This is a genomic window from Photobacterium leiognathi (genome assembly GCF_030685535.1).
GTDB classification, from domain to species: domain Bacteria; phylum Pseudomonadota; class Gammaproteobacteria; order Enterobacterales; family Vibrionaceae; genus Photobacterium; species Photobacterium leiognathi.
Genome location: NZ_CP131599.1, coordinates 1,013,998 through 1,038,759, shown reverse-complemented (window position 1 = coordinate 1,038,759; position 24,762 = coordinate 1,013,998). Strand labels below are relative to the sequence as shown.

Here is a 24,762-nt window from a genome sequence, read left to right as displayed (position 1 = left end):
AATCGGATTGGTTAACGATTAAAATACGTTCAAAGGATCATAATTAATTCTCAGAGATACAGGCTTTGGTAAAAGCTGAACAGCAGAAAATGTATTTCTACAGTGGCTAAAAGGGGCGTATTGGTAACGCCCCTAAAGCAGGGATTAATGATTTTGACCTGTCGGCATTGTGCTATTAATTTTTACTGGGCCAAGACCAATAACACAACGACGGTAACCCATTTCCCAACCTTTTAGGTAAGCGGCTTGGCTTACTTTATCGTAGCTATCAACGACTTCTTTCGTTGGTAAGAACTGCGCTTTCATCGCATCTTTACAGCCGTCATCGTAGCCTTTTTTCTCTACTGGGGCTGTATTTTGTTTAACTACTTTAGTGATCACCTGAGGTTCAGGTGGTGGTGTTTGTGTAGCACAAGCTGAAGTCAATAAAACAAGACTAACTAAAGGTAAAATCTTTTTCATAATATTCTCATTTATATAATCACAAACTTTTCAAGTAATTGCAGAAAAGCGTATATCTCCTTGTTAGAGTTACATTATAGTTAAATACCTTTATAGAATAAAAATATAACTGTGATGCTGTGTGCATATTTTACAAGCGGTATAAAAGATTAACGCAAAGGCACAATAATGTCTTTTGATGTACGGGTATCGCTCCAATTGAGTAGTTTTGAATAAAAGTGTTTAAGCGCAATGAGGTACAAGCAAATTAAGCTAAAACTGCTGATTGTAGTGATACCTTGTTCAAAGTGATGCCCACCAGATAGTAACAAGATAATGCCGATGCTTACGCCAATGGATGAGATCATCAGCCATAATGGATAGCTAAGTGTGAAGAACTGATAAAAGTGGAACAGTACAGAGAAGATCATTTTCTTAAGATGAAACATAATACACCCCCAAGCTTGCATGTAGCCTAATTGTTAAATTATGGCAATTGGTTGAGCGTTGAAAGTAACAGGGGAAAATTTTGTGCAACTGTTCATGTTTTGTCGATAACGATGAAGTAAGCGGCACGCTTCATCGTTATGTGTGTGGGTTAGTCTTGTGATTCTGGTATGGTCGGTTTTGGAATATAACGACCTAAGCGATCAATCTTTCTGTTTTTCGAGAAGAACATTTCCAATTCAATCATTACACCAGGGTTAGGGTGGTAGTTGTATTCACGAGGAAACTCCAACTGCGGACGTACACCCAAATACAGCCAATGCTTGTAAATACGCTTATTCCATGATGCTGATACCCAGTAGTTGGTGATTTCTTTGTTTTCACCTGTATCTGCACTCACACCTGTTGAGTATTCAAAAAGAATCTTGTCGTTGTAACGATGGAACAATTCAAATTGTTGTAGTAATTCCCATTTGTCATCTTCTTTTAAATACTGCGCACTGGTAGTGGTTTTGAAGATCTTTGACTCTTCAGGGTTTAATGCGTAATAACCACTTAACTTACTTAGCGAGCCAAGTCCTTTAGAGTGGTAGTAGAAGAATTGTTGCTCTATTTGAGATGTCCAGTTTTCACTAATGGGATCTACTCGGGTTAAACGCACTTTGGTAAATGGATCGAGCGGCAGTTTTAATTTAATACCGATATCAAAATCAGAATGCCAGTTGCCAAAGTGTGCATCTTGTAAACGGAATGCACCAACAGTATCACCTGAGGTGTTTTTACTACCCGTGGTGATGCCGCGCTGTTTACTTTCAAGGCTATCAAAGTCACTTGGCTCTGAGTCGATGATCAGTTTCCAGTCACGTTTTACATGGGGTAAATCAAGTTTGAAGTAGACTTTAAATTCGTTATCTAACTTGCCACGGTAGGAGTAGATAGAGCGATTACGGATACGTAAGTAACTGCGGTTTACTAGATCACTCTCATCTTCATCTTTTGCCAGACTTTCATCTAAATATTCACCAATATTGTGAATGGTTTCAGTTAAACTTTTATGAGACTCATCAACCCAGTCAGCGAAAGGGGTATGCTGTTCATCTGTGTCAACTGATTGCTCATTAACGGCTTGAGTTGATGAGCTTTTTGCAATGGTATTTTGCTCTGCTTGACTAGTGCTAGGGATAATCGAGAGTAAACAAATGGGTAAATATAATTGCTTTTGCAATGTTTTAAAGGGGATTAACGATTTCAAAGTATTAAAGCTTCCTTTATGAATTCAGCACCTTAGATCCAAATGTTGTAAGAATCCAGATATTACTTTATTACTAACTGAAGTGCTATTAATGGATTTTAGTGCAATATTAAAACAATCTTATCAATTGCTATATATTTATCACTAAATCATAATTTTAATATTCTGTAACAACACTATAATGAAAAGGATTTTATGATTATCAGCATTCAAAATAGGATATTTTTATTGTGCTGAATATCAATTGCTTTTGAATTGTATGACTTGTAGTTATTGTATTTTGTGACTTGCCTTTAAAATATTTACTATTAGATTTATATATAGATGACGATTTTTAATAAATCTGTTATTGGCATTTATATGAAACCGGATGCTTTCGAGGGAGTGTATGGATAGTTCAGAGATAGATAGCATAAAGCGGGATATGTCAGTTAAGGTGCACGATATTTTTGATAACTTTGAAGAAAATAATAATCGGCTACCTACGATGGAAGAATTTAGAACTATTTTCCATGATAGTGCTGATAATTATTTAGGTCCTTTAGATCAACAAGTTGTCGATGGTATTAATGCTAATTTAGAACGTCAGCGAATTCGTGAACAGCTATTATGGGATGCGGTGAACGAGCTGGAATCTGAAGAACGAATGCGAAGAGACGCAGAATGAGGTTATTAGGGATGCGCTATTAACGAGCTGACTTTAGATTGTGAGCGTATCCCTAATTGAGAACAAATTGTATGACCTATTGCGGATACTTTCTTTAAATCAACGCTTGTATCAATACCTAGCCCTTGGCATAGATAGAGTACATCTTCTGTTGCTACATTTCCGCTAGCCCCTGGCGCATAAGGGCAACCACCTAATCCTGCCACACTACTGTCGATAGTGGTGATTTCCATCTGTAATGCTTGATAAATATTCGCTAAGGCTTGTCCGTAACTGTCGTGAAAGTGTACAGCAATGGCTGATGCAGTTATCTGTTTATGCATAGCTTCTAGTAAATAAGCAACTCGCAATGGGGTGCCTGTGCCAATAGTGTCACCCAACGAGACTTGATAACAGCCCATATCAATCAAGGTTTGTGCAATGCTGGTGACTTGTGCAGCAGAAGTTTTCCCCTCATAAGGACAATCCATCACGCAGGAAAGATAGGCTCGAATTGGGAGTAAATATTGATGAGCCACTGCAATAACAGGTTCAAAGCGTTTAATGCTTTCGCTAATACTGGCGTTGATGTTTTTCTGTGTAAAGGTTTCGGAACAAGAAGTAAAAACCGCAATTTCATTGGCATTCACATTGATTGCCGCTTCTAGTCCTTTAAGGTTAGGTGTTAATGCTGAATAACAAACTTGAGGTTGCCGATTAATTTGCGACATGACAGAGCTTGAATCTGCCATGGTAGGGATCATTTTTGGTGAGACAAAGGCACCTGATTCGATATGGCGTAATCCGGTTTCACTAAGCGCATTAATTAACTCAATTTTCAGTGTTGTCGCTTGACTACCAAGTGAGGCTAGATGAGGCTCATTTTGTAAGCCATCACGAGGGCCTACCTCAAATATCGTCACCTGTTTCGGCAGTTTATCTTTGATTAGATTAGTGATCTTTGTCGTCATGGCGAATACTCCAGCTTGGCTGTGATTGCTCAAAAAAGGCTTGTATACCTTCTTGTGCTTCTGGGGTACAACGAATGTGAGCAATTAAGTCACTGGTATAATTAATAAGTTTTTGGTCGATAGAGTTGTGCTCGCACTGTTGGCATAACTGTTTGATAGTGCGTAATGCGTTCGGGCTGTTATTGAGTAATGCATTAATTATGTGTTGCGTTTGTAGTGCAAGATCGTCACTAATTAAATGGATGAGCCCCAATGTTTGCGCTGTCCTTGCGGTGATTAATTCCGTAGTGAGCATGTAGCGTTGTGCTTGTCTAACTCCTATCGCTTGGCAGACATATGGCGCAATGGTTGCGGGTACTAATCCTAGTTTGGCTTCACTTAAACAGAATTTTGCTTGTGGACTTGCAATACTAATATCACAACAGCAGATCAAACCGAGTGCGCCACCAAAAGCAGCCCCTTGAACAACGGCTATGGTTGGCGCTGGAAAGCGGTATAGCCGCTCGAGTAATGCGGCAAGTTGTGATGCATCTTGTTTATTCTCAGCCTCTGTTTTTAATGCCATGCTTTTCATCCAATTAAGATCAGCACCTGATGAAAAGTGTTTGCCGTTAGCATTGAGTATTAAACAGCGAATGTTGTCTCGTGTTTTAAGTTGATCAAGTGCTGTGAGGAGTGCTGTGATCATATTGGGATCAAAAGCGTTGGATTTCTCTGCTCGATTTAAGGTGAGTGTCGCAACACCCGTTGTAGAAACAGAAACTAATACAGTGGGCTGTGTATTCATATTATGACCTCAGCACTACATGCGGAATATACCAAACCGGGTGTCGGAAATAGGTAAGTGATGCACTATGGCTAATGCTTGCGCTAACACTTTTCGAGTATCTTTAGGATCGATAATGCCATCATCCCACAGCCGAGCACTGGCATAATAAGGATGACCTTGCTCTTCATATAAATCTAAAATCGGTTGTTTAAGATCGCGTTCATCTTCCGTTGTCCAAGGTTTGTTTTCACGTTTGCGAATAGCTTGTGTCACTTGGGATAAAACAGCGGCAGCTTGCTCACCACCCATTACCGAAATTCGTGCATTAGGCCACATCCATAACAAGGTTGGATCATAAGCACGTCCACACATGCCGTAATTGCCTGCACCATATGAACCACCGATGATCACGGTAAACTTAGGCACATTGGCACAGGCGACTGCCATCACCATTTTTGCTCCATGTTTGGCAATACCTTCGGCTTCAACTCTTTTTCCCACCATGAATCCAGTAATGTTTTGCAAAAACAGCAGCGGAATTTTGCGTTTGCAGCATAGCTCAACAAAGTGCGCACCTTTTTGCGCTGATTCTGAAAATATAATGCCGTTATTGGCAATGATCCCAATTGGATTGCCATTGATTTTGGCAAAACCACATACAAGGGTATTACCAAACATGGCTTTAAATTCGTCAAAGTCAGAATGATCAACTAAACGAGCAATGACCTCTTTGACATCGAATGGAATACGGACATTAGTACCAACAATGCCATAGAGATCGTCTATTGGGTATTTAGGTGTATAAGTGTTTAAATTTGAAGGTGTTTCAGATGAAGAGTTAGATGAATAGTGACAACTAGTTATGGCTTCACGAGCAAGATCTAACGCATGTTTTTCATCAGTGGCGTAATAATCAGCGAGCCCTGATTTTTTACAATGCACGTCAGCACCACCTAGCTCTTGTGCAGTGACTTTTTCGCCTGTTGCGGCTTTAACAAGGGGAGGGCCAGCTAAATAAATAGTAGCTTGATCTTTGACCATAATAGAAACATCAGCCATTGCGGGTATATAAGCTCCGCCCGCAGTACATAAGCCCATTACTACTGCGATTTGTGGAATGCCTTTGGCTGACATTTGGGCTTGGTTGAAAAAGATTCGACCGAAGTGATCACGATCGGCAAAGACTTCGGCTTGATGTGGCAAGTTCGCACCACCTGAATCTACTAAGTAAACACATGGAAGCTGGCATTTTTCTGCAATTTCTTGTGCTCTAAGGTGCTTTTTAACTGTGAGAGGGAAATAGGTGCCGCCTTTAACGGAAGGATCATTGGCAATGATCATGCAAGCTTGCTGGTGGACATAACCAATCCCAGCGACAACCCCTGCGCAAGGAACGGGTTCGTTATAGACATTCAATGCGGCATAAGGCGCAATTTCAAGCCAATCTGAATCGTTATCGAGTAGCTGCTTTATTCTCTCTCTGACCGCTTGTTTGCCCTGTTTCTGTTGATGTTCATGCGCGTTTTTACCACCACCTTGTTTGATGTTCGTTAGTTGTAAGTTTAAGTCGTCTACCAGTTGCTGCATGTTAGCTTGATTGTTGATAAACAGCTGGCTTGAAGTGTCTATTTTTGATGTGAGCTGTGCCATCGCTTGATCCTTAGCGTGCTGATTCTGCGAACAATTCACGTCCAATTAGCATGCGTCTTATTTCTGATGTACCTGCACCAATTTCATAGAGTTTGGCATCGCGTAATAGCCGACCTGCGGGATAATCATTGATATAGCCGTTTCCCCCGAGGATTTGAATAGTTTCTAATGCCATTTTTGTTGCTAGTTCGGCACTGAGCAAAATGACGCCTGCGGCATCTTTACGTGTGACTTCACCACGATCGCAAGCTTTCGCTACGGTATAAACATAGCTGCGAGCGGCATTGAGCTGAGTGTACATGTCGGCAACTTTGGCTTGGATAAGCTCGAACTCGCCAATGGCTTTTCCGAACTGTTTTCGTTCGTGAATATAAGGGATAACAAGATCGAGGCAGGCTTGGGCAATACCTAAAGGGCCTGCTGCCAATACAACGCGTTCATAGTCCAATCCACTCATCAGTACTTTGGCACCATGATGGATTTCACCTAGCACGTTTTCTCTGGGAACTCGGCAATTAATAAAGACCAACTCACAGGTGTTAGAGCCTCGCATCCCTAACTTATCGAGCTTTTGTGCGGTCGAAAATCCCTTAAATTGTGACTCGATAATAAAAGCAGTAATGGCGTTGTCATCGGTGCGAGCATAAACCACGAGGGTATTGGCTTCAGGACCATTAGTGATCCACATTTTATTGCCATTAAGCACAAAGTGATCATCATGCTGTTCGGCTTTTAATTGCATACTCATCACATCTGAGCCGGCATTGACTTCACTCATGGCTAGGGCACCGACATGCTCTCCGGTGAGTAACTTCGGGAGATATGTTTGCTTTTGCACATCGTTACCATTACGGAATATTTGATTTACACAAAGGTTTGAATGAGCACCATAACTTAACCCGACCGATGCGGATGCTCGGCTTAACTCTTCCATGATGATCACATGAGCCAAATACCCCATATCTGCGCCACCATATTGTTCGCTGACGGTAACTCCAAGCAAGCCCATTTCGCCTAATGATTGCCATAGATGAAGAGGAAATTGGTTGTCGCAATCAATCTTACTGGCAAGAGGAGCAACATGCTCTGAAGCGTAGAGATTGACTTGTTCACGCAGCATATTCGCCGTTTCGCCTAAGTCGAAATTAAGAGGGGTATATAGGTTCTGCATGTCAGCCTCCTTGACGAAAACCGATTGTTATCAGGTGGTTATTTATGAATATCTGCTTTAATTAATGCTCGTTGGCAGCGTTTTTTAGCTCTTTCTAATTCATTGAGAGTGACATCAATATCTTTACGTTGATGTATGAGTAGTTGCTGTTTTTGCTCGATAATATCGATCATGGTGATTAACTGATCATGGCTTTTGTGATCATCGTAAAGGCTGAATAGCTCGCCAATTTCTTGTAGGGAAAATCCAAGGCGTTTTCCTCTGAGAATAAGGGCTAGGCGGGTTTTATCGCGTCGTCCGTATATGCGATTGACGCCATCTCGTTTGGGCGAGAGCAGCCCCATATCTTCGTAAAAGCGAATACTGCGTGGGGTGACTTGGAACTCATTGGCAAGTTCGCTGATTTTAAAAGTCATCACATGTTGTCTCCTGTAACGTTAGACAGCACGTACATACCCAAGTCATTCATATTGAACCAAGTATTTTGAAATTACTTGGGTATATAGCGTTATTGTCGGTTAATCAGGGCGGCGATTTTGCGAGCGATAATCTGTACAGATGTTTCTTAACGTTTACGTAAATGTTAGTGCTATGCTTACAAAAGCGTCAAGAAAACACCTGATATTCTCGTTATAGCCAGTGCGATACATTGACTGATGAGGTGAATTGTATGAGTAAGGATATCCTGATCGTTGCAGCCAAAAGAACGCCAATTGGTAGTTTTCAAGGCGATTTAAGCCAGTTTTCAGCGGCTCAACTAGGCGGCATTGTTATTGAATCAGCACTGCAAGATGTTAAGCGTATGGCGCTTCAAGATAATGCGATTTCACACATTGGTAGTATTGAATACGAACGTATTGCTGAGCTGATTGATGAAGTTTTCATGGGGTGCGTATTAACGGCTGGTGTTGGACAAGCCCCTGCTCGTCAGGCTGCATTGAAAGCGAAGTTACCGCATTCAGTTTCTTGTGTGACGATTAATAAAGTGTGTGGCTCTGGGTTAAAAGCCCTGTTTCTTGCTTGCGACATGATCAAAGCAGGCTCTATTCGTACCGCTGTTGCTGGTGGGATGGAGAGTATGAGTAATGCGCCTTACTTGCTAACCGATAGCAGAAGTGGGATGCGTATTGGTCATAAAGCGGTATTAGATCATATGTATTTTGATGGTCTGCAAGATGCTTATGATGGGCATTTGATGGGAGTTTACGGGCAGCAAACAGCAAACAAATATGATGTACCAAAAGAACGCATGGATGCATGGGCGGTACGTTCTATTAATCACGCGGTTAAGGCGGAAAGTCATCATGCTTTTAAAGCTGAAATTGTACCCATTACAGTCGCGACTAAACAAGCGTTAGTGATGGTAGAAAAAGATCAGCACCCTAATGAAGTGAACCCTCAAAAAATACCAACATTGCCGCCATTGTTTGCTCTAGCGGGTGAGCAAGGCACTATCACTGCAGCATCTTCAAGCGCAATCGGTGATGGAGCTGCAGCCTTGGTGGTAATGGAAGCTGAGCATGTTCGCCGCCAAGGTTTATATCCATTGGCGATGATAAAAGGTTACGCTTCTCATAGTCGTTCACCGGATGAATTTACCATCGCACCTATTCATGCCATTCGTCAGTTAGTAGATGTTCTTAATTGGTCTATTGATGAAGTGGATTTATGGGAAATCAATGAAGCCTTTGCAGTGGTGACATTAGTGGCAATTGATCAGCTTGGGATTGATCCAAACAGGGTTAATATTAATGGTGGGGCATGTGCTTTAGGGCATCCGATTGGCGCAACAGGTGCAAGAGTCGTGGTGACCTTGACCCACGCATTACGCCATAAAGCAAAAACTGTAAATAATGCGAAAAGCAATGGTGAAACCAAAACACTGAAAGGCATTGCTGGTATTTGTGTTGGTGGTGGTGAAGCACTTGCCATCGCCATTGAAGTCGATGTGAAGTCTGTCGATTAGTCGTTAATGTAAGGAGTGAAGTATGACAGGGGTCGTGAATGTATCTTATTTACGTTGCGTTGATGGGCATAACATTGGGGTGCTTGAGCTTGATAACTCGGAGTCGTTAAATGCATTAACCTTGAATATGCATAAAACCCTTCATCAATATTTACAGCTTTGGTATGACGATGAAAGCATTGTTGCTGTGATCATAAAGTCAGTGGGTGAACGGGCTTTTTGTGCTGGTGGTGATGTACGCAGTATGTATTACGCTATGAATAATGATCCTGTTCTCAATCAGCTTGATACACCACCGAATATTCCATTGGCAGAAGTTGATAGCCATATCGCAAAGCCATTTTTAACGGAATATTTTACCGTTGAGTACAGTTGTAACTACCTCATTCATAACTATAACAAGCCGATTATTGCATGGGGGCATGGCTTTATTATGGGCGGCGGCTTAGGTTTGTATATCGGTGCCAGTCACCGAGTCGCCCAGCCGAATAGTTTATTAGCGATGCCTGAAATTAGCATTGGTTTATATCCTGATGTAGGGGCTACGTGGTTTTTAAATCAGTTACCGAATGGGATTGGACTGTTTTTAGGGTTAACAGGTTCCCATGTTAATGCTGTTGATGCCCGTGATTTAAAGATGATCGAGCATATTATCGATGGCGCATCGCTTAATAAAGTTGAGCAGCAGTTAGTGCAACATTCATGGTCAACATCGTTAGATAAAAGTGAAAGGCAACAAGCATTAAATGAAGCGGTATCCATGATTCTGACTGAATCTGAAATAGATGAAATCGATCAGTTACCAGCGAATCAACTCACGCCTTATTATGCTCAAATCCAAGCAGCATGTTCGCAACAGTCACTCTCTATTATTATTGAGCAAATTAATGCTATCGATGGGTTAGGCGGTTGGATTGAAACGGCTAAGCAGAATTTAAATGCTGGAAGTCCAATTACCGCACATATCTGCTTTAAACAGTTGCGTGATTATAAGGATGCATCTTTACTTGATTGTATAAAAATGGAGTTAGGACTTTCTGTTAATTGTGGCTTAGTCGGAGAGTTCAAAGAAGGAGTACGAGCGCAACTCATTGATAAAGATCATCAACCGCAATGGTTATATTCATCAGTTAATGCAGTGGATGAAAGTTTAATAGAGCAAATGTTTGCGTCTACATGGCTTGAGAATAAAAATCCACTTGTTATCTCTCATAGTAGGTAACTATTTATAATAACTTAGTTTTTATCAATAGGATTAGAGCGATGCAACTTGACACGGTAAGGTAATACAGTCGAAAGTTTTATTTTAACTAGGAGTCATGAATGGAAATTGAGAATAGTGTTGTTGTCGTTACTGGCGCCAGCCAAGGTCTAGGTCAGATGATGGCTGTGACTCTAGCCCAAATGGGTGCTCAATTAGCCCTCATTGATATTAATTCAGTAGGATTGCGTAAAACTCAAGATCAGTGCCATATGCTAAATAGTAAAGCAATGGTTTATGAGGCTGATGTTACTAACGAAGATGAAGTTGTACAGGCATTCACTCGTATTGTTGAAGACTTTGGTCATATTAATGTACTGATTAACAATGCTGGCATTCTTGATGATGGCTTACTGGTTTGTGGAAAAAATAATACTTTAAGAAAGATGCCACTAGATCAGTTCCAAACCGTAATGGATGTGAACGTAACAGGTACTTTCTTATGTGGTCGTGAAGCGGCTGAAAAGATGATTGAAACTGAATCGCAAGGTGTGATCATCAATATTTCAAGCATTGCGCGTGCTTAAGTACATTTGGACAAACTAGCTATGCGGCGTCAAAAGCAGCGGTAGCGACAATGGCTGTTGGTTGGTCGAAAGAACTTGCTAAATATGGTATTCGCGTTGCTGCTATTGCTCCTGGTTTAATTGATACACCGTTAGCGGAGCAATTAGAGCCTGAAATACTAGAGATGCTAAAAGCTTCAGTTCCTCTAGAGCGTATAGGTGATCCTGAAGATATCGCTCACACAGTGAAGTACATTATTGAGAATGATTACTTCACTGGACGTATTTTAGAGGTTGATGGTGGTTTACGTTTATAACGTAAATTAGCCATAAAATGCGGCATATAATGCCATGCCACCGCCTAAGACAAACATCATCATAGAGACACCGAAGGCGAATTTAGCAAGGTATGGCATTAACTTTTCCATGATATTTCTCCACTCATCATAATAAACTGCAAATACTACCTTTCATCACGCATTTAGTGAAGATAATTCGATATACAAAATATAATTCTATTATTTATTCTTTATTGGTATTTCGTATACAATCACTGTGAATAAGATAAAGGTTGCCGTATGAGTATAATAAAGTCAGCGAAATTAGCTTACAGTGATAAAAAAAGAGGAAAAGCATTATCTATCGCAAAATATGCGATGAGAGCGATGTTATATTCTCGTCAATATAAAGAGTTATCTCAGTATTTCTCCGAAACGCAAAGAAAAGAAGTGTTAGAGCAACAACCTGAATTTTTGATGCGTTTTACTAAGCCTTATTTGGCAACATGCTTTTCTAAGAATCAGATTGTTGACGTTTTAAAAAAGCATTATTGCTGGATGGAAGATCACTTCTCTGAAGAGGCTCGACACACTATTTACAGCGATGAATTGGAGCTTTATAGCTTTAACATTGATGAGAAAAACTATCAGGTAAAACTGAGTTTTGATCATACATATCGTCGAGAAGGAGAGCTTGCTCTGCTATTAACGGATAGTGAAGATAACCGTTATTATGCAATTGCATTTACTGTTGTAGATAACGATATTTACATCGGTTGTATGCAAGGTGGTAATAACGATAATGGTTTTAGTCGCTTATTTACCAAAGCTATTTTTGGCTTAAGACCTAAATCATTCATGGTGGAAACGCTGCGTTTGTTTGCGAATGATATGGGGATTGACCATATTTATGCTGTTAAAAATAGCGCCCACGTGTACATGGCAAAACGCTACGGTAAAAAAGGCTCATCTATTAACTTAAATTATGATCAGCTTTGGCAAGAGCATAATGGTGAGGAGCATGATGAATCATTTTACTCATTACCATTACACACTGAGCGTCGCGCTATGGAAGATATTAAACGTCCAAAGCGCAAGATGTATCGTGAACGTTATGCATGGTTAGATGAGTACGATCAAGCGCTAAAAGAAAAACTTGATGCTGTTAGTATTATTCACTAAAGATGCTTTAAGGTGGCTAGAGACTGAATACAAATAGCGTCATGTCGCCAGTATTCAAAGTCACAGTCGATCAGGTTATCAAATTGATCGTAGTTTAAACGTTCAACAAACATAGCAGGGCTTCCTGCTGTTGCACGCAGCGCTGTCGCTGTTGAGCCCGTCAATGATGTCGTGCTCACACGATAGCGCGTTTTTGTATATATACGGTTGAATTGCTCGCGGTAAACAATACTGAGAGAGTGAGTAAAATCGGTTTCCAGTAAGTTTGGAAAGAATGACGGTAAGATGTAGTTGGTTACTACAACGACAGGACGATTATCTAAATAACGTAAACGCTTGATTCGATATAACTCATCTTCAGTTGTTGTGTGTAGTAGTTGTGCCACTTGCTTGTTGGGTTTGACTAATTCCGCCGAGAGTAACTCTGAGCGGGGAGTGCGACCTTGCGCCATCGCCATGGCTGGAAACTCAGTCGTATTAGTAGGATCATAAATTAATGGTTGTGGCGAGATAAACCAACCTCGACGATCCTCACGAAACAATTTCCCTTCCGATTCTAATAAAGATAAGGCCTCACGTAGTGTAATACGTGTGGTGTTAAACGATTCAGCTAATTTTCTTTCCGAGGGTAGTTTATCCCCTAACTGTCCAGACTCAATTTGTTCATAAATCGCTTCCTTGATCTTTAAGTATTGCACCTGATTACTCTCTATTATCGACGATTAGTATTCAATGTATCTTTTTGTTATACCACTATTTATATGTGGTGACACCTAGAACTCTGTGAATAAAAAGAGGGCTAGTTTACCTAGCCCTGATGTGATTAACGCTTTCTCCAACTTTGGGGGGTGTTTTCAAGCAGTTTATTACCAACCACATAACTGATTTTGACTAATGCTGTGGTGAGTAGAAGCATTACTGCCATCGCTGCTGCAGGGCCTGTTTGACCCGCTTCATCCATGTTAAGAACAGACACGGATGCAGGCATGGTATCTGTAGAGTACAAGAAGATGATGGCAGAAGTTGTCGTCATTGCATTTACAAACAAGTAGACAAAAATATCTAAAATAGCTGGCGCGCAGACAGGTAAGGTTACCTTAAAGAAAGCTTTATATTGAGGCAGCTTAAGCGATGCTGAAATAGCTTCAATCTCGGCTGGCAGCTGTTTTAAAGCCGTTATAGCCGTCATGTGACCAACGGTGTAATAGTGCATTACCGTATTGATCACCAAAATTGTCATGGTGCCGTATAACACAGTCAGTGGGTTATGATGATTATTGAAAAAGAAAATATAGCCTAGACCTAATACCATGCCTGGTACAGCCATAGGAATGATGGCAAACATTTGAAGTAGCTGACGTAAAGGGGCGGCACAGCGACCTTTCTCAATACAGTAGGCTCCAAGGAAAATGGTCATGGTGCCAAAGATTGCTACCAATATACCTAACTTAATGGAATTAAAATAAGGCTGCCAACCTGAAGCACTGAATTGTTCAAAGTTGTAATTATTAAGGCTTAATGCGGTATTCCAAGGCCAGAAGGTGACGAGTGAACCGTAAATCGCCATGCCAATAATCGTGATAATGGTTAAGCAAATAAGGCTGCAGAACAGAAAACACAAGCTATCGCGGATAATGTTTGCTTTCGGCACATAAGCTACAGAGCGTGAATCAAATAGCCCTTTTTGTTTCTTTTGCACCCAGCGGTCGGCAACAAATGCTAATAATGCTGGTACAAGTAGGGCGACACTGGTAACTGCACCCATGGCAAAGTTTTGCTGGCCGACAACTTGTTTAAAAATATCGGTTGCTAAAATATTATAACTACCACCAATGACTTTAGGCACAGAGAAGTCACACACAACCAGCGTAAATACCACGATTAACGCACTGATCACGCCGTATTTTGCACCGGGTAAAGTCACAATAAAAAAAGTTTTTATTGGAGATGTATTGAGCGCTTTTGCTGCTTCATATAAACGGGCATCGGAGGTGCGTAATGATGTTTTAATGATCATTAATGCGTGAGGAAAACACCAGAAGGTTAAACCGATGGTAATACCTATTGGCCCATATACTGAGTGTCCCATTAGCAAATCTTTTGCTATCCCTTGATTACCAAGTAGATAAATCAAACTGATCGCAGGAAGTAATGAAGGCGCTAGAATCGGTGCTGTTCCTAAAATGCTAAATAATTCTTTCAATGGCATACAGCTTCGAGTTAGCGCGTAGGCATAACAAAAGGCTAATAATCCCACCATAGAGGTTACTGTTACACCAATAAAAAGAGTGTTTCTGATTGATTGCCAAACTGATGACGATGAGAAATATTCTGCGAAATTAGCCAACCCAATAAATTGTCCAGCGTCATTTTGCATGCTTTTCTGTAGCATGGAGAACAGAGGCGCAATAACGAAAAAGCCCATGATAAACAGAATAAATAGCAGTATGGCTAGCGTGATAAGGTTGTTTTTTGTAATGGCATTTTTTGCAATAGTAAGGCGAGTACTCAAGCTTAATGGAGCTAGATCTTGAGTGTTGTTTTGCATCACGTTTGCTGGAAGTAGAGAAGCCATAATCATTAGTCCTTAATTAACGAGTCAGATCACTGAGCATGAAAAATATGGGTGTATTGCTTAGTGATGTTTACGAAAAGGTAATGACCTTCTTGTATTGCTAGGCGGCGGAGTTCTCTGATTGGCACATCCACTTTAATGTTTTTGGCTGGATTGCAGTTTTGTAATCGGCAGTTAGCTCGAACATAAGTGCCTTGAAATTCAAGATCTTCAACTTGAACAGGAATGGATGAGTCTGACTTCATGTTATTTTCGGTGAAATGAATATCTTCAGGGCGTAAACCTAGCTCGATACGTTGACCGCGTTGCAGGGTATTTTCAGGTGTTGGAAGTAGTGTTTCGCCAATGCGGATTTTTTCGTTACTGACTACAGAAGCATCAATGAAATTCATACTGCCAACAAACTCAGCAACAAAACGAGAAGCAGGGTTTTGATAGATTTCTTCAGGTGTACCCACTTGTTCAATCACACCGTGATTCATCACCACAATACGATCAGCCATAGCTAAGGCTTCTTCCTGATCATGGGTAACCATAATTGTGGTAATACCAAGTTGGCGTTGTAGTAAGCAGATTTCATCACGAAGGTGAGTACGAACCTTGGCATCAAGCGCAGAGAGCGGCTCATCTAATAGTAATAATCCCGGAGATAAAGCTAACGCACGAGCTAGCGCAATACGCTGTTGTTGACCACCAGATAGTTGACTTGGGAACTTATGACCTGAGTTGGGTAAGCCAACTAATTCTAACCAATGCGTGACAATGTCATTAGCTGCTCGGTGTGATTTACCTTGATTACGTAGCCCTAGAGCAATATTTTCCGATACAGTAAGGTTTGGGAATAGTGCATAAGATTGAAATACAATGCCGAAATCGCGTTTTTCTGGAGCAAGAAAAGTAGTGTCTTTACCATCTTGGGTAATACGACCTGAACTGGCAATATCCATACCAGCAATGGCACGCAGTAATGTGGTTTTGCCACAACCTGAGGGGCCAAGAAAACAAATGAATTCACCCTTATGAATATCCAGCGAAATATTCTTCAATGCAGTGAATTGGTCAAAATGTTTACAAATATTATCGATTTGAAGATAAGCACTCATGATGTTAACTCATACTAATTGGTATATACCAAATTTAGTATTTAAGCGTTACACTTCAATGACATAAGTTTGACGTTAACAAGACAGTTAATAATACATAGAAAAGAAAAAGCCGAGTGTAGTGAACAGCTCGGCTTTAATTATTAGGGGGAATATTGACTATGATTTTGGCTCAGATTTTGAGTCAAATTTTTCAGACCACGTCTTCAATACAGCTTTACGAGATGAAGCCATTTTCGAGAAATCTAATTTAGCCATGGCTTTTTCTACATCTGGGTAGTTAGGTACTGGCTTAGACTCAGCCTTACGACCGACTACTGGGTAGAATTCGTTGTATAGCTTGTTTGCATCCGCTGAAATTGACCAATCAACTAGACGTTTAGCTGCTGCAGAATTTGCATTAACTAGGCCAACCGCTTCTGCTTCCCAGCCCACGCCGCCTTTTGGCATGATCACGTCGATTGGTGCACCTTGTGATTTCAGTGTTGCACCACGAATAGCCATAGAAATACCGATGGCTACTTCACCTTGTGCTGCCTGTACACAAGGCTTAGAACCTGAATGTGTGTAGTGATCGATGTTCTTATCCAGCTTGGTCATGTACTCCCAACCTGCTTTATCACCCATGGTTTGTAGCCATGCTGAAACCTGCATATAACCCGTACCTGAAGATGCAGGGTTAGGCATTGCAATATGACCTTGATATTCAGGTTTTAGCAGATCTTGCCATGTTTTAGGTTTTGGTAGACTGAGCTCTTTCGCTACGATTTCGTTGTAACAAACCGCATTAAAGAATGCATCGTTACCAAACCATGCTTTATCACTTTGAGGATCAACCAGTGATGGACGAACGTCAGATAAGCCTTTTGGAGAATACGGTTTCAAGATGCCATTTTCTTTTAGCAACGCCATTGATGAGCCAGCTAAACCCCATACAACATCGGCACGTGGCGCATCTTTTTCAGCCAGTAGTTTTGCTGTCATGATCCCTGTTGAATCACGTACCCATTTGATTTTGATATCAGGATTTGCTTTTTCGAAACCACTTTTAAATCTAGCAAGCATGTCAGTTTCAAACGCACTGTATACCGTTAGTTCCTCTGCGGCAAAAGCGTGAGTAGCTGAAAGGGCGGTGATTGCAGCAAGAGGGGCTAGCATCCAACGGTTCTTCATTATCGTATCTCCATGATTATTTAAATCTTACTCAATATGACTTTATTGGTATGTACCAGTTTGTAAGCCATTACGATGCTAGAGTGCGTTTATGACGCTTAGATGATTACTTCTTTGCAATTTAAAGTCGGTTTGATGTGGCTTATATGACGCACAGAATAAAAATTATTACAGGAAAATGGCAAGTATGAACCTTTTATTAACTCTTATCTTGAGCCATTTACAGTGTGGTTTTTAACTCGTTATAGTTTTCATAACTGGTATAGTCCAAATGGAAAATAGAAATGGAAAACTCGACAAATCAATACTTGCTATTAACGCCTGGACCACTGACAACGACAAGAACTGTTCGTGAAGCGATGCTGAAAGATTGGTGTACATGGGATGATGATTACAACAAAGAAATTGTTGAAGTGATCCGTACCAAATTGGTGACTTTGGCAACGCATCATCAGGGTTACACATCAGTATTAATGCAGGGCAGTGGCAGTGCTTCAGTGGAAGCGACCATAGGCACAGTCATGCCTGCTAATGGCAAATTGTTAGTGATTAATAATGGTGCTTATGGGCAACGTATTGGTCAAATAGCGCAGTATCTCAAGATTGATCACCACGTCATTGAATTGAGTGAAGTTGAGCAGCCAGATCTTGAACATATTGCAGCTTTGCTTGATAGCGACAGTACAATTACTCATGTCGCAATGGTGCATTGTGAAACCACGACAGGGATGCTCAATCCGATTGAAGCTGTTTGTAAACTGGTAAAGTCTCGCAATAAGATCATGATCTTAGATGCTATGTCGAGTTTTGGTGGTATTCCGATGGATCTTGGTGAGTTGGGCGTTGATTTTATGATCAGCTCAGCAAATAAGTGCATTCAAGGCGTACCAGGGTTTGGCTTTGTCATTGCGAAAACAGATGAGTTACTAAAGTGTCAGGGACAAGCCCGCTCATTATCATTGGATCTATATGATCAATGGGACTGCATGGAAAAAAATCACGGTAAATGGCGTTTTACCTCTCCAACGCATACCGTGCGAGCCTTTTATCAAGCGATGTTAGAACTTGAACAAGAAGGCGGCGTTGCAGCACGTTATCAACGTTATGTGACTAATCAGCGCATATTAGTTGAGGGAATGGAAACATTAGGTTTTCGTTGCTTACTGCCTCAATCGCTCCATTCTCCGATTATTACTTCTTTCTACTCTCCCTCTGATACAGATTATGATTTCAAACACTTTTATAGCTTATTGAAAGCGCAAGGTTTTGTGATCTATCCGGGTAAGGTGTCGAATGCGGATTGTTTCCGTATTGGCAATATCGGCGATGTTCATAATGACGATATATACCGTTTAATTGATGCTATTCGTCGCACAATGTTCTGGCAAAAGGCGGCATCGTAATGACGCATTATCCTAATGGTGATATGCATTTGCGTTGTGAGGGAGATACCAATACTACGGCTGCGAGAAAACAGTGGTATCAAACGCTAAATTCACCGCAAACCGAGGCTATGTTAGAGCAAGACAGCCAATATTTTTTGCATCAATCCATGTCTACGCCTTGCATGAATGTATTAGCAGCGGCGGAAGGGATTTATATCGAAGATCTTAGCGGTAAGCGCTACATGGACTTTCATGGTAATAACGTTCATCAGTTGGGTTATGGGCACCCTCAAGTGTTAGCGCGAATTCAACAGCAGTTAACGGAATTACCTTTTGCTCCTCGTCGTTTCACCCATAAAACAGCGATTGATTGTGCGCAAAAACTCACAGAAATTGCTGGTGGTGAGTTAAACCGCGTGTTGTTTGCACCCGGTGGAACATCTGTGGTGGGTATGGCGTTAAAACTTGCCCGAGTGGTAACAGGTAATGCCAAAGTAGTGTCACTTTGGGATTCTTTTCATGGTGCATCATTAGATGCCATCTCTGTTGGCGGTGAGGCGTGTTTTCGTCAAGGAATGGGGCCACTGATGGCTGGCGTTGAGCGTATTCCGCCTCCTGTAATTTACCGTGGTGTTTTTCCTCGTGATGACAATAGCGATGTGCATTATGCCGATTACCTTGAATATGTGATTGAAAAAGAAGGTGGCATCGGTGCCTTTATTGCCGAAGGTCTTCGTAACACCGATGTTCAAGTGCCATCAAAAGTCTATTGGCAACGTGTGCGTGAGATCTGCGATAAGCATAATGTCATGTTGATCATCGATGACATTCCTAACGGCATGGGTAGAACAGGACATTGGTTTACACATCACGCCTTTGATATCGAGCCCGACATGCTTTGTATCGGTAAAGGATTAGGTGGTGGTGTTGTCCCTTTTGCAGCCTTGATCACCAAGGATAAATATAACCAAGCGGCTGATATATCGCTGGGTCATTATACCCATGAGAAAAGTCCGATTGGGTGTGCCGCCGCGCTTGCCACCATTGATGTGATTGAAACGGAAAACCTGCTTGAGAAAGTTAAACAAGATCAAGATTACGTAACTCAGCGATTAGCACAAATGAAGCAACGTTATCCAATTATTGGTGATGTACGTGGGATTGGTTTGCTATGGGGCATTGAGCTAGTCACAGATAGGCAAACTAAACAGCGTGCTTATGATGCAGCAGAGCAAGTGCTGTATCGCTGCTTAGATCTCGGTCTGAGCTTTAAAGTGTCGCAAGGGAACGTATTACAACTTAGCCCCCCATTGATTATTGAGCGTGATGATCTTGCTCGTGCTTTAAATATTGTCGAACAAGCCATTAGTGAAGTCATTATTAATTGAATTGATGTGAAAATTTAAAAGGATAGAAAATGAAACAGATCCAAGGTGTGATTTTTGATTTAGCTGGAACCGTTGTTGATTTTGGCTCATTTGCACCAACAACCATTTTTGTTGAAGCATTTCGTCGTGGTTTTGATTTTGATATTTCACTGCAAGAAGCGCGAGTCCCGATGGGATTAGGAAAGTGGGAGCACATCAAAGCGGTTGGCGAACTTCCAGAAGTCGCGCAACGTTGGCAAACACAGTTTGGTCGTGAAATGGATGAATCTGATATTGATACGATTTACGATACGTTCATGCCATTACAAATAGCCAAAGTGGGTGAGCACGCTGATTTGATCCCAGGTACTGAAGATGTCGTCGCTGGATTACGTGACCAAGGCATTAAAATCGGTGCATGTACAGGTTACCCACGTGCAGTACTGGATGCACTATTACCTTCACTTAATCATAATGGTTTTACACCAGATTACGTTGTTGCGACAGATGATTTAGCTGCAGGTGGTCGCCCAGCAGCCTTTATGGCGTTGAAAAATATGCTGGAATTAGGGCTAGGCGATGTTACCACTTGTATAAAAGTTGATGATTCTCTTCCCGGTATTAGCGAAGGGTTAAATGCGGGAATGTGGACAGTGGCATTATTGCTTTCTGGTAACGAGGCTGGTCTTACCCAAGAGCAATTTGAAACGTCAGATGAAACGACATTAGCGGCTGCACGTGAAAAAGCACAGAAAGTATTTAGCACCTCTGGTGCACATTATGAAATTGATACCATTGCAGATTTACCCAAAGTAGTGGCTGATATTAATTTGCGTTTAGCGAAAGGTGAAAAACCGTAACGTTATAAACTAAAGATTAATTAAGACATTTTTTCTGAATACACAAGACGAGTGACTTAGCGAGATTGTACGGCTAATCACTCGTTTTTATTTACTTATTATTTTCACTATCAGTTTCATCTCTCAGTCACAGCGCTGTTATCTAATCGTCACATTGCACTCATATTGTAGTTCTTAGTGGTCTATACCAATTGAGGAAGCAGTAAGGTATGCATAATGACAGTCATTTCCAACCATTTTGGTTCTCAGAAGCGTTAAAACAAGAGTCTGATAATACTGTAAATGTACTTAAAGATGATATTCAAACGGATGTATGTATTGTTGGTGGTGGTTATACAGGTTTATGGACAGCGATTCAGCTAAAGCAGCAGCAGCCTGAACTTGATATTGTGATCATTGATAAAGGCTTGTGCGGCAGTGGTGCATCGGGGCGAAATGGCGGTTGTATGCTGACATGGTCAACCAAGTATTCCTCAATGAAAAAACTGTATGGTGAAGAGGAAGCGGTAAAGTTAGTTCGTGCCTCTGAACGTGCTGTTTACGAAATCGCTGATTTTTGTGAAACGCATAATATTAATGCCGATTTGCGTCTTAATGGCACTTTATACACTGCAACGAACAAAGCTCAACAAGGCTCTATGGATGGTGTATTAGATCAATTATCGAAGCATGAAGTGAATAGCTGGCAACAATGGCAACGAGAACGTGTTCAGCAAGATGCGGGTTCTGCATTACACTGCGAAGGCATTTATTCATCGGCTGCAGCAAGTGTACAGCCTGCGTTGTTAGCGCGTGGTTTAAAACGTATTGCCGAAGGAATGGGGATCAAGATTTATGAAAACACCCCAATGGAAAATATCAGCACTGAAATTCCTATTACGATCACCACACCAGAAGCTGACATCTTTACCAAAAAAGTCGTGCTTGCACTGAATGCATGGATGTTAGAGCAGTTTCCACAATTTAAACGCAATGTCGTGCTCGTCAGCTCTGATATGGCGATCACCCAGCCGATCCCAGACAAGCTTCATACAATGGGGCTGAAAGACGGCAAAACCGTAATTGATTCTCGTATCTTTGTTCACTATTACCGTTCAACGTCAGATGGACGTTTAATGTTAGGTAAAGGCGGTAACTATTTTTCATTTGGTAATAAGATCAGCAAAGTGTTTGATTCACCTAGCCGTTATACCGCATTGTTGCGTCAGTCGTTTAATAAGCTGTTTCCGAGCCTCGAAAAAGAGAAGTTTGCAGCTACATGGACAGGGGCTTCAGATCGCTCAACCACAGGTTTACCATTCTTTGGTTATCTTAATGATAACCCAGATATTGTTTATGGCTTGGGATATTCTGGCAATGGGGTGGCTCAAACATGGATTGGTGGGCAGATCTTATCGTCATTGGTATTAGAGCAAGATAACGAGTGGAGCAAATGTGGATTGGTATCAGGGCCAAAGGGAAGTTTCCCACCAGAGCCTATTCGTTGGTGTGGTGCGATGATGGTACGTGACGCGATCCGACGTAAAGAGAGTGCGGAAGACAACGACAAAGCGCCATTCTGGCTAGATAAGCAATTAGCCAAGTTTGCAAATGCAGCAGGAAAAGCAGATAAAGCATAAGCTGCACTGATTTGAAATGAGATAAAGAAAAGGCTTGTTCTCGGGGTTGACGAGTAACAAGCCTTTGTTGTTTTTATCGAAGGAAGATTAACCTGCTGCCACGTTATCTTCTGGGTATTTTAGTAAGGTTGGTTTAGGACGCGCTAACATATATGCCAATGTTAATGGACCTAAACGACCGATGATCATCACGACAATCATGATGTATTTTCCCGGCTCGGATAAGGTTGCGGTTAAACCTGCAGTCACACCTACGGTTGCGAACGCTGAAATGGTTTCAAACATCACTTCGTAGAATGGCGCTTTTTCCGTGATCATTAACGCGAACATAGCAATGGTCAATACAATGCCACTGACAACAATGATAGCTAACGATTTGGTTACCGTTTGGTTTGAAATAGTACGCTTAAATAGCACTACACGGTCACGCTGTTTTAGGAACGACCAGGTAGCCAAAATAGCGACAACGAACGTCGATACTTTAATACCACCACCTGTCGAGGTTGAACCTGCACCAATAAGCATCAGTAGCATCATGATCAATAGGCCCGGTTGAGTAAATTGACCAATATCGACACTGTTAAAGCCTGCTGTACGGGCGGTCGCTGACTGGAAGAATGCAGCTAACCACTGACCTGATTCATTAAGTGAACCTAAAGTATGACTATTGTGGTGCTCTAATAGCCAAATCATTACGGTACCTACAAAAAGCAATACAGGCGTTGCAATGATCATGATTTTTGAATGCAGTGATAAGAAGTGAAAACCACGATGTGCGTTTCGCTTAAGATCAGAGATCACAGTAAAACCTAAACCACCAAAGATAAACAGTGAAGCAATGGTGATGATCACTAAAGGATCGTCTACATAGCGGGTTAAACCGTCTGAAAATAGTGAGAAACCAGCATTATTAAAGGCTGAAATAGAGTGGAATACAGCAAAGAATAAACCTTGTTCCCAGCCCATTTCTGGAACCCAACGAATAGATAAAAAGAACACACCGATAAGCTCACAGATCAACACAAAGATAATAATGTGTTTAACAAGGCGACGAATATTGGTGAACTGCTCTTGACCTAGTTGCTCTTTGGTTAATGCTTGCTGGCGTAGGCTTAAACGTAAGCCAAACATGTAGAGTAGGACAGCAGATAATGTCATTTGCCCTAAACCGCCAATTTGCATTAGAAACATCAGCAAGATTTTTCCGCTAATGGAGAAATGCGAGCCTGTATCGACCACACCTAAGCCTGTTACGCTGATAGCAGAGGTCGCAGTAAATAATGCATCGGTAAAACTTAGCCCTGAAACGGAAAATACTGGCAGTGTGAGTAAAATCGCAGCAGGGATCAAAATCGCTAAAAAGCTAAAGATGATGATCTTAGGTTCAGACCATCGTTTATCGCGATTTTCAGTTTTAATAGGGACATACATGCCCCTGTTAGGAATAAAACTCATAGTTTTCTTAAAGTATCTGTTAATACGTTTTCAGGGCCAGTGATAATTAAGATGTCACCAACTTGTAGCTCAGTATCAGGATCAGGTGCTTTACGTACTTCAGGACCACGTTTAAGCGCAAGAATTTGTGTCTCTTTATGGCTACCGCATGGATGTTGTGAGATCTTACGTCCCATGTTTTTCGCTGTAACAACCACTTCAGCTAGTGAAATACCACTACCTAGATCTGAAAATTCGAAGATGCGCTTATCAAGCATATTACGTGCAATACGAATACCCATATCACGTTCAGGGCGAATGATTTTATCGGCGCCAATTTTAGATAAGATTTTACAATGTGGGGTGTCTTTGGCTTTTACCCATACGGTTTTCACACCTGCTTCTTTTAATAGCAGAGTAGTAAGAATGCTGGCGTTAACATCTTCACCAATAGAGACCATCACCAGATCGTAATCATCCAGTTTTAATTCAGCGATAGTTGCATCATTTGAGCAATCAGCAACAACAGCTTGAGTGGCAATATCTGCCGCTTTACGTACGCATGCTTCATCAATATCAATTGCCAGTACTTGTGCGCCACGCTCACTGAGTTCTTCACACAGTGACATGCCAAATCGACCAAGACCAATAACGGCAAATTGTTTATCTTCAGGACTCATTGTTTTTCCCCAAACTGTTTTAGTGT

Annotated in this window: 23 protein-coding genes and 1 pseudogene; 9 read left to right on the top strand and 15 right to left on the bottom strand. The window is 41.3% G+C overall.

The window, feature by feature from the left end; all coding sequences use genetic code 11:
• Window positions 1-144: 144 nt before the first annotated feature.
• The 3 genes from Q7674_RS04850 to Q7674_RS04840 form a co-directional block, all read right to left on the bottom strand.
• The gene (locus Q7674_RS04850; protein ID WP_045062205.1) at window positions 145-462 is read right to left on the bottom strand and encodes a hypothetical protein; all 318 of its coding nucleotides are present in this window, start codon (window positions 460-462) and stop codon (window positions 145-147) included.
• Between the two features lie 149 nt (window positions 463-611).
• Window positions 612-890: a hypothetical protein gene (locus Q7674_RS04845; protein WP_045062534.1), complete on the bottom strand. Its 279-nt coding sequence runs from the start codon at window positions 888-890 to the stop codon at window positions 612-614.
• Between the two features lie 149 nt (window positions 891-1,039).
• Entirely contained in the window at window positions 1,040-2,140 is a 1,101-nt protein-coding gene (locus tag Q7674_RS04840; RefSeq protein WP_045062206.1) for a hypothetical protein, read from the bottom strand.
• A 388-nt stretch (window positions 2,141-2,528) separates the two neighbouring features.
• Between Q7674_RS04840 and Q7674_RS04835 the strand changes: the two genes are divergently transcribed.
• Entirely contained in the window at window positions 2,529-2,807 is a 279-nt protein-coding gene (locus Q7674_RS04835) for a hypothetical protein (protein WP_045062208.1), read from the top strand.
• Between the two features lie 5 nt (window positions 2,808-2,812).
• On the opposite strand, the gene Q7674_RS04830 is transcribed toward Q7674_RS04835, so the two are convergent.
• Genes Q7674_RS04830 through Q7674_RS04810 form a run of 5 tightly spaced genes read right to left on the bottom strand, consistent with a single transcriptional unit; the run spans window position 2,813 to window position 7,766 of the window.
• On the bottom strand, window positions 2,813-3,757 hold the full coding sequence (locus Q7674_RS04830) for a hydroxymethylglutaryl-CoA lyase (protein ID WP_305421897.1): 945 nt from the start codon (window positions 3,755-3,757) through the stop codon (window positions 2,813-2,815).
• Window positions 3,738-4,544 carry an enoyl-CoA hydratase-related protein gene (locus Q7674_RS04825; protein ID WP_045062212.1) on the bottom strand — a complete coding sequence of 269 codons (807 nt, stop codon included), beginning with the start codon at window positions 4,542-4,544 and terminating at the stop codon, window positions 3,738-3,740. The genes Q7674_RS04830 and Q7674_RS04825 overlap by 20 nt, the downstream gene beginning before the upstream one ends.
• A 15-nt stretch (window positions 4,545-4,559) precedes the next feature.
• A complete protein-coding gene (locus Q7674_RS04820; protein ID WP_045062214.1) occupies window positions 4,560-6,176 on the bottom strand; it encodes a carboxyl transferase domain-containing protein in 1,617 nt (538 codons plus the stop codon).
• A 10-nt stretch (window positions 6,177-6,186) separates the two neighbouring features.
• A complete protein-coding gene (locus Q7674_RS04815; protein WP_045062215.1) occupies window positions 6,187-7,347 on the bottom strand; it encodes an isovaleryl-CoA dehydrogenase in 1,161 nt (386 codons plus the stop codon).
• Window positions 7,348-7,385: 38 nt separating this feature from the next.
• Window positions 7,386-7,766, bottom strand: coding sequence for a MerR family transcriptional regulator (locus tag Q7674_RS04810; RefSeq protein ID WP_045062217.1), 381 nt, complete (start codon window positions 7,764-7,766; stop codon window positions 7,386-7,388).
• A 251-nt stretch (window positions 7,767-8,017) separates the two neighbouring features.
• Here Q7674_RS04810 and Q7674_RS04805 point away from each other — a divergent pair, with 251 nt between their 5' ends.
• From Q7674_RS04805 to Q7674_RS04795, 3 genes and pseudogenes are all read left to right on the top strand, one after another.
• Window positions 8,018-9,313 carry a thiolase family protein gene (locus tag Q7674_RS04805; RefSeq protein WP_045062219.1) on the top strand — a complete coding sequence of 432 codons (1,296 nt, stop codon included), beginning with the start codon at window positions 8,018-8,020 and terminating at the stop codon, window positions 9,311-9,313.
• A gap of 22 nt (window positions 9,314-9,335) precedes the next feature.
• Window positions 9,336-10,535, top strand: a complete 1,200-nt coding sequence (locus tag Q7674_RS04800) for an enoyl-CoA hydratase/isomerase family protein (RefSeq protein WP_045062224.1) — start codon at window positions 9,336-9,338, stop codon at window positions 10,533-10,535.
• Window positions 10,536-10,636: 101 nt separating this feature from the next.
• A pseudogene (locus Q7674_RS04795) lies at window positions 10,637-11,397 on the top strand (SDR family oxidoreductase).
• Between the two features lie 6 nt (window positions 11,398-11,403).
• Here the strand turns inward: Q7674_RS04795 and Q7674_RS04790 are convergent.
• On the bottom strand, window positions 11,404-11,508 hold the full coding sequence (locus tag Q7674_RS04790; RefSeq protein ID WP_042117731.1) for a hypothetical protein: 105 nt from the start codon (window positions 11,506-11,508) through the stop codon (window positions 11,404-11,406).
• A 150-nt stretch (window positions 11,509-11,658) separates the two neighbouring features.
• Here Q7674_RS04790 and Q7674_RS04785 point away from each other — a divergent pair, with 150 nt between their 5' ends.
• On the top strand, window positions 11,659-12,540 hold the full coding sequence (locus Q7674_RS04785) for a VirK/YbjX family protein (protein WP_045062228.1): 882 nt from the start codon (window positions 11,659-11,661) through the stop codon (window positions 12,538-12,540).
• On the opposite strand, the gene phnR is transcribed toward Q7674_RS04785, so the two are convergent.
• The 4 genes from phnR to Q7674_RS04765 all read right to left on the bottom strand — a co-directional run bounded on the left by phnR (window position 12,537) and on the right by Q7674_RS04765 (window position 17,391).
• A complete protein-coding gene (phnR, locus tag Q7674_RS04780; RefSeq protein ID WP_008989440.1) occupies window positions 12,537-13,238 on the bottom strand; it encodes a phosphonate utilization transcriptional regulator PhnR in 702 nt (233 codons plus the stop codon). The genes Q7674_RS04785 and phnR overlap by 4 nt on opposite strands.
• A gap of 125 nt (window positions 13,239-13,363) precedes the next feature.
• Entirely contained in the window at window positions 13,364-15,115 is a 1,752-nt protein-coding gene (locus tag Q7674_RS04775; RefSeq protein ID WP_080892162.1) for a putative 2-aminoethylphosphonate ABC transporter permease subunit, read from the bottom strand.
• A gap of 29 nt (window positions 15,116-15,144) precedes the next feature.
• A complete protein-coding gene (locus Q7674_RS04770; protein ID WP_305421890.1) occupies window positions 15,145-16,218 on the bottom strand; it encodes a putative 2-aminoethylphosphonate ABC transporter ATP-binding protein in 1,074 nt (357 codons plus the stop codon).
• Window positions 16,219-16,377: 159 nt separating this feature from the next.
• Entirely contained in the window at window positions 16,378-17,391 is a 1,014-nt protein-coding gene (locus Q7674_RS04765; protein WP_045062232.1) for a putative 2-aminoethylphosphonate ABC transporter substrate-binding protein, read from the bottom strand.
• Window positions 17,392-17,675: 284 nt separating this feature from the next.
• On the opposite strand from Q7674_RS04765, the gene phnW reads away from it, so the two are divergent.
• From phnW to Q7674_RS04745, 4 genes are all read left to right on the top strand, one after another.
• Window positions 17,676-18,794 carry a 2-aminoethylphosphonate--pyruvate transaminase gene (phnW, locus tag Q7674_RS04760; protein WP_045062234.1) on the top strand — a complete coding sequence of 373 codons (1,119 nt, stop codon included), beginning with the start codon at window positions 17,676-17,678 and terminating at the stop codon, window positions 18,792-18,794.
• On the top strand, window positions 18,794-20,164 hold the full coding sequence (locus tag Q7674_RS04755; protein WP_045062235.1) for an aspartate aminotransferase family protein: 1,371 nt from the start codon (window positions 18,794-18,796) through the stop codon (window positions 20,162-20,164). Before phnW ends, Q7674_RS04755 begins: the two co-directional genes overlap by 1 nt.
• Window positions 20,165-20,193: 29 nt before the next feature.
• On the top strand, window positions 20,194-21,003 hold the full coding sequence (phnX, locus tag Q7674_RS04750; RefSeq protein WP_045062237.1) for a phosphonoacetaldehyde hydrolase: 810 nt from the start codon (window positions 20,194-20,196) through the stop codon (window positions 21,001-21,003).
• Window positions 21,004-21,212: 209 nt separating this feature from the next.
• Window positions 21,213-22,622, top strand: a complete 1,410-nt coding sequence (locus tag Q7674_RS04745) for an FAD-dependent oxidoreductase (RefSeq protein WP_305421886.1) — start codon at window positions 21,213-21,215, stop codon at window positions 22,620-22,622.
• 87 nt (window positions 22,623-22,709) lie between these two features.
• On the opposite strand, the gene Q7674_RS04740 is transcribed toward Q7674_RS04745, so the two are convergent.
• Together Q7674_RS04740 and Q7674_RS04735 are read right to left on the bottom strand one after the other, a co-directional pair.
• A complete protein-coding gene (locus Q7674_RS04740; RefSeq protein ID WP_425260128.1) occupies window positions 22,710-24,053 on the bottom strand; it encodes a TrkH family potassium uptake protein in 1,344 nt (447 codons plus the stop codon).
• 20 nt (window positions 24,054-24,073) lie between these two features.
• On the bottom strand, window positions 24,074-24,736 hold the full coding sequence (locus Q7674_RS04735) for a potassium channel family protein (RefSeq protein ID WP_008989431.1): 663 nt from the start codon (window positions 24,734-24,736) through the stop codon (window positions 24,074-24,076).
• Between the last annotated feature and the right edge of the window lie 26 nt (window positions 24,737-24,762).

What these genes read in the sequence shown, in the direction of transcription:
- Q7674_RS04770 (WP_305421890.1), bottom strand. Translation starts at nt 16,218, where the DNA reads ATGAGTGCTTATCTTCAAATCGATAATATTTGTAAACATTTTGACCAA.
- Q7674_RS04845 (WP_045062534.1), bottom strand. Translation starts at nt 890, where the DNA reads ATGTTTCATCTTAAGAAAATGATCTTCTCTGTACTGTTCCACTTTTAT.
- Q7674_RS04785 (WP_045062228.1), top strand. Translation starts at nt 11,659, where the DNA reads ATGAGTATAATAAAGTCAGCGAAATTAGCTTACAGTGATAAAAAAAGA.
- Q7674_RS04735 (WP_008989431.1), bottom strand. Translation starts at nt 24,736, where the DNA reads ATGAGTCCTGAAGATAAACAATTTGCCGTTATTGGTCTTGGTCGATTT.
- Q7674_RS04835 (WP_045062208.1), top strand. Translation starts at nt 2,529, where the DNA reads ATGGATAGTTCAGAGATAGATAGCATAAAGCGGGATATGTCAGTTAAG.
- Q7674_RS04800 (WP_045062224.1), top strand. Translation starts at nt 9,336, where the DNA reads ATGACAGGGGTCGTGAATGTATCTTATTTACGTTGCGTTGATGGGCAT.
- phnX (WP_045062237.1), top strand. Translation starts at nt 20,194, where the DNA reads ATGAAACAGATCCAAGGTGTGATTTTTGATTTAGCTGGAACCGTTGTT.
- Q7674_RS04740 (WP_425260128.1), bottom strand. Translation starts at nt 24,053, where the DNA reads ATGTATGTCCCTATTAAAACTGAAAATCGCGATAAACGATGGTCTGAA.
- Q7674_RS04755 (WP_045062235.1), top strand. Translation starts at nt 18,794, where the DNA reads ATGACGCATTATCCTAATGGTGATATGCATTTGCGTTGTGAGGGAGAT.
- Q7674_RS04825 (WP_045062212.1), bottom strand. Translation starts at nt 4,544, where the DNA reads ATGAATACACAGCCCACTGTATTAGTTTCTGTTTCTACAACGGGTGTT.
- Q7674_RS04850 (WP_045062205.1), bottom strand. Translation starts at nt 462, where the DNA reads ATGAAAAAGATTTTACCTTTAGTTAGTCTTGTTTTATTGACTTCAGCT.
- Q7674_RS04815 (WP_045062215.1), bottom strand. Translation starts at nt 7,347, where the DNA reads ATGCAGAACCTATATACCCCTCTTAATTTCGACTTAGGCGAAACGGCG.
- phnW (WP_045062234.1), top strand. Translation starts at nt 17,676, where the DNA reads ATGGAAAACTCGACAAATCAATACTTGCTATTAACGCCTGGACCACTG.
- Q7674_RS04775 (WP_080892162.1), bottom strand. Translation starts at nt 15,115, where the DNA reads ATGGCTTCTCTACTTCCAGCAAACGTGATGCAAAACAACACTCAAGAT.
- Q7674_RS04790 (WP_042117731.1), bottom strand. Translation starts at nt 11,508, where the DNA reads ATGGAAAAGTTAATGCCATACCTTGCTAAATTCGCCTTCGGTGTCTCT.
- Q7674_RS04745 (WP_305421886.1), top strand. Translation starts at nt 21,213, where the DNA reads ATGCATAATGACAGTCATTTCCAACCATTTTGGTTCTCAGAAGCGTTA.
- Q7674_RS04765 (WP_045062232.1), bottom strand. Translation starts at nt 17,391, where the DNA reads ATGAAGAACCGTTGGATGCTAGCCCCTCTTGCTGCAATCACCGCCCTT.
- Q7674_RS04805 (WP_045062219.1), top strand. Translation starts at nt 8,018, where the DNA reads ATGAGTAAGGATATCCTGATCGTTGCAGCCAAAAGAACGCCAATTGGT.
- Q7674_RS04830 (WP_305421897.1), bottom strand. Translation starts at nt 3,757, where the DNA reads ATGACGACAAAGATCACTAATCTAATCAAAGATAAACTGCCGAAACAG.
- Q7674_RS04820 (WP_045062214.1), bottom strand. Translation starts at nt 6,176, where the DNA reads ATGGCACAGCTCACATCAAAAATAGACACTTCAAGCCAGCTGTTTATC.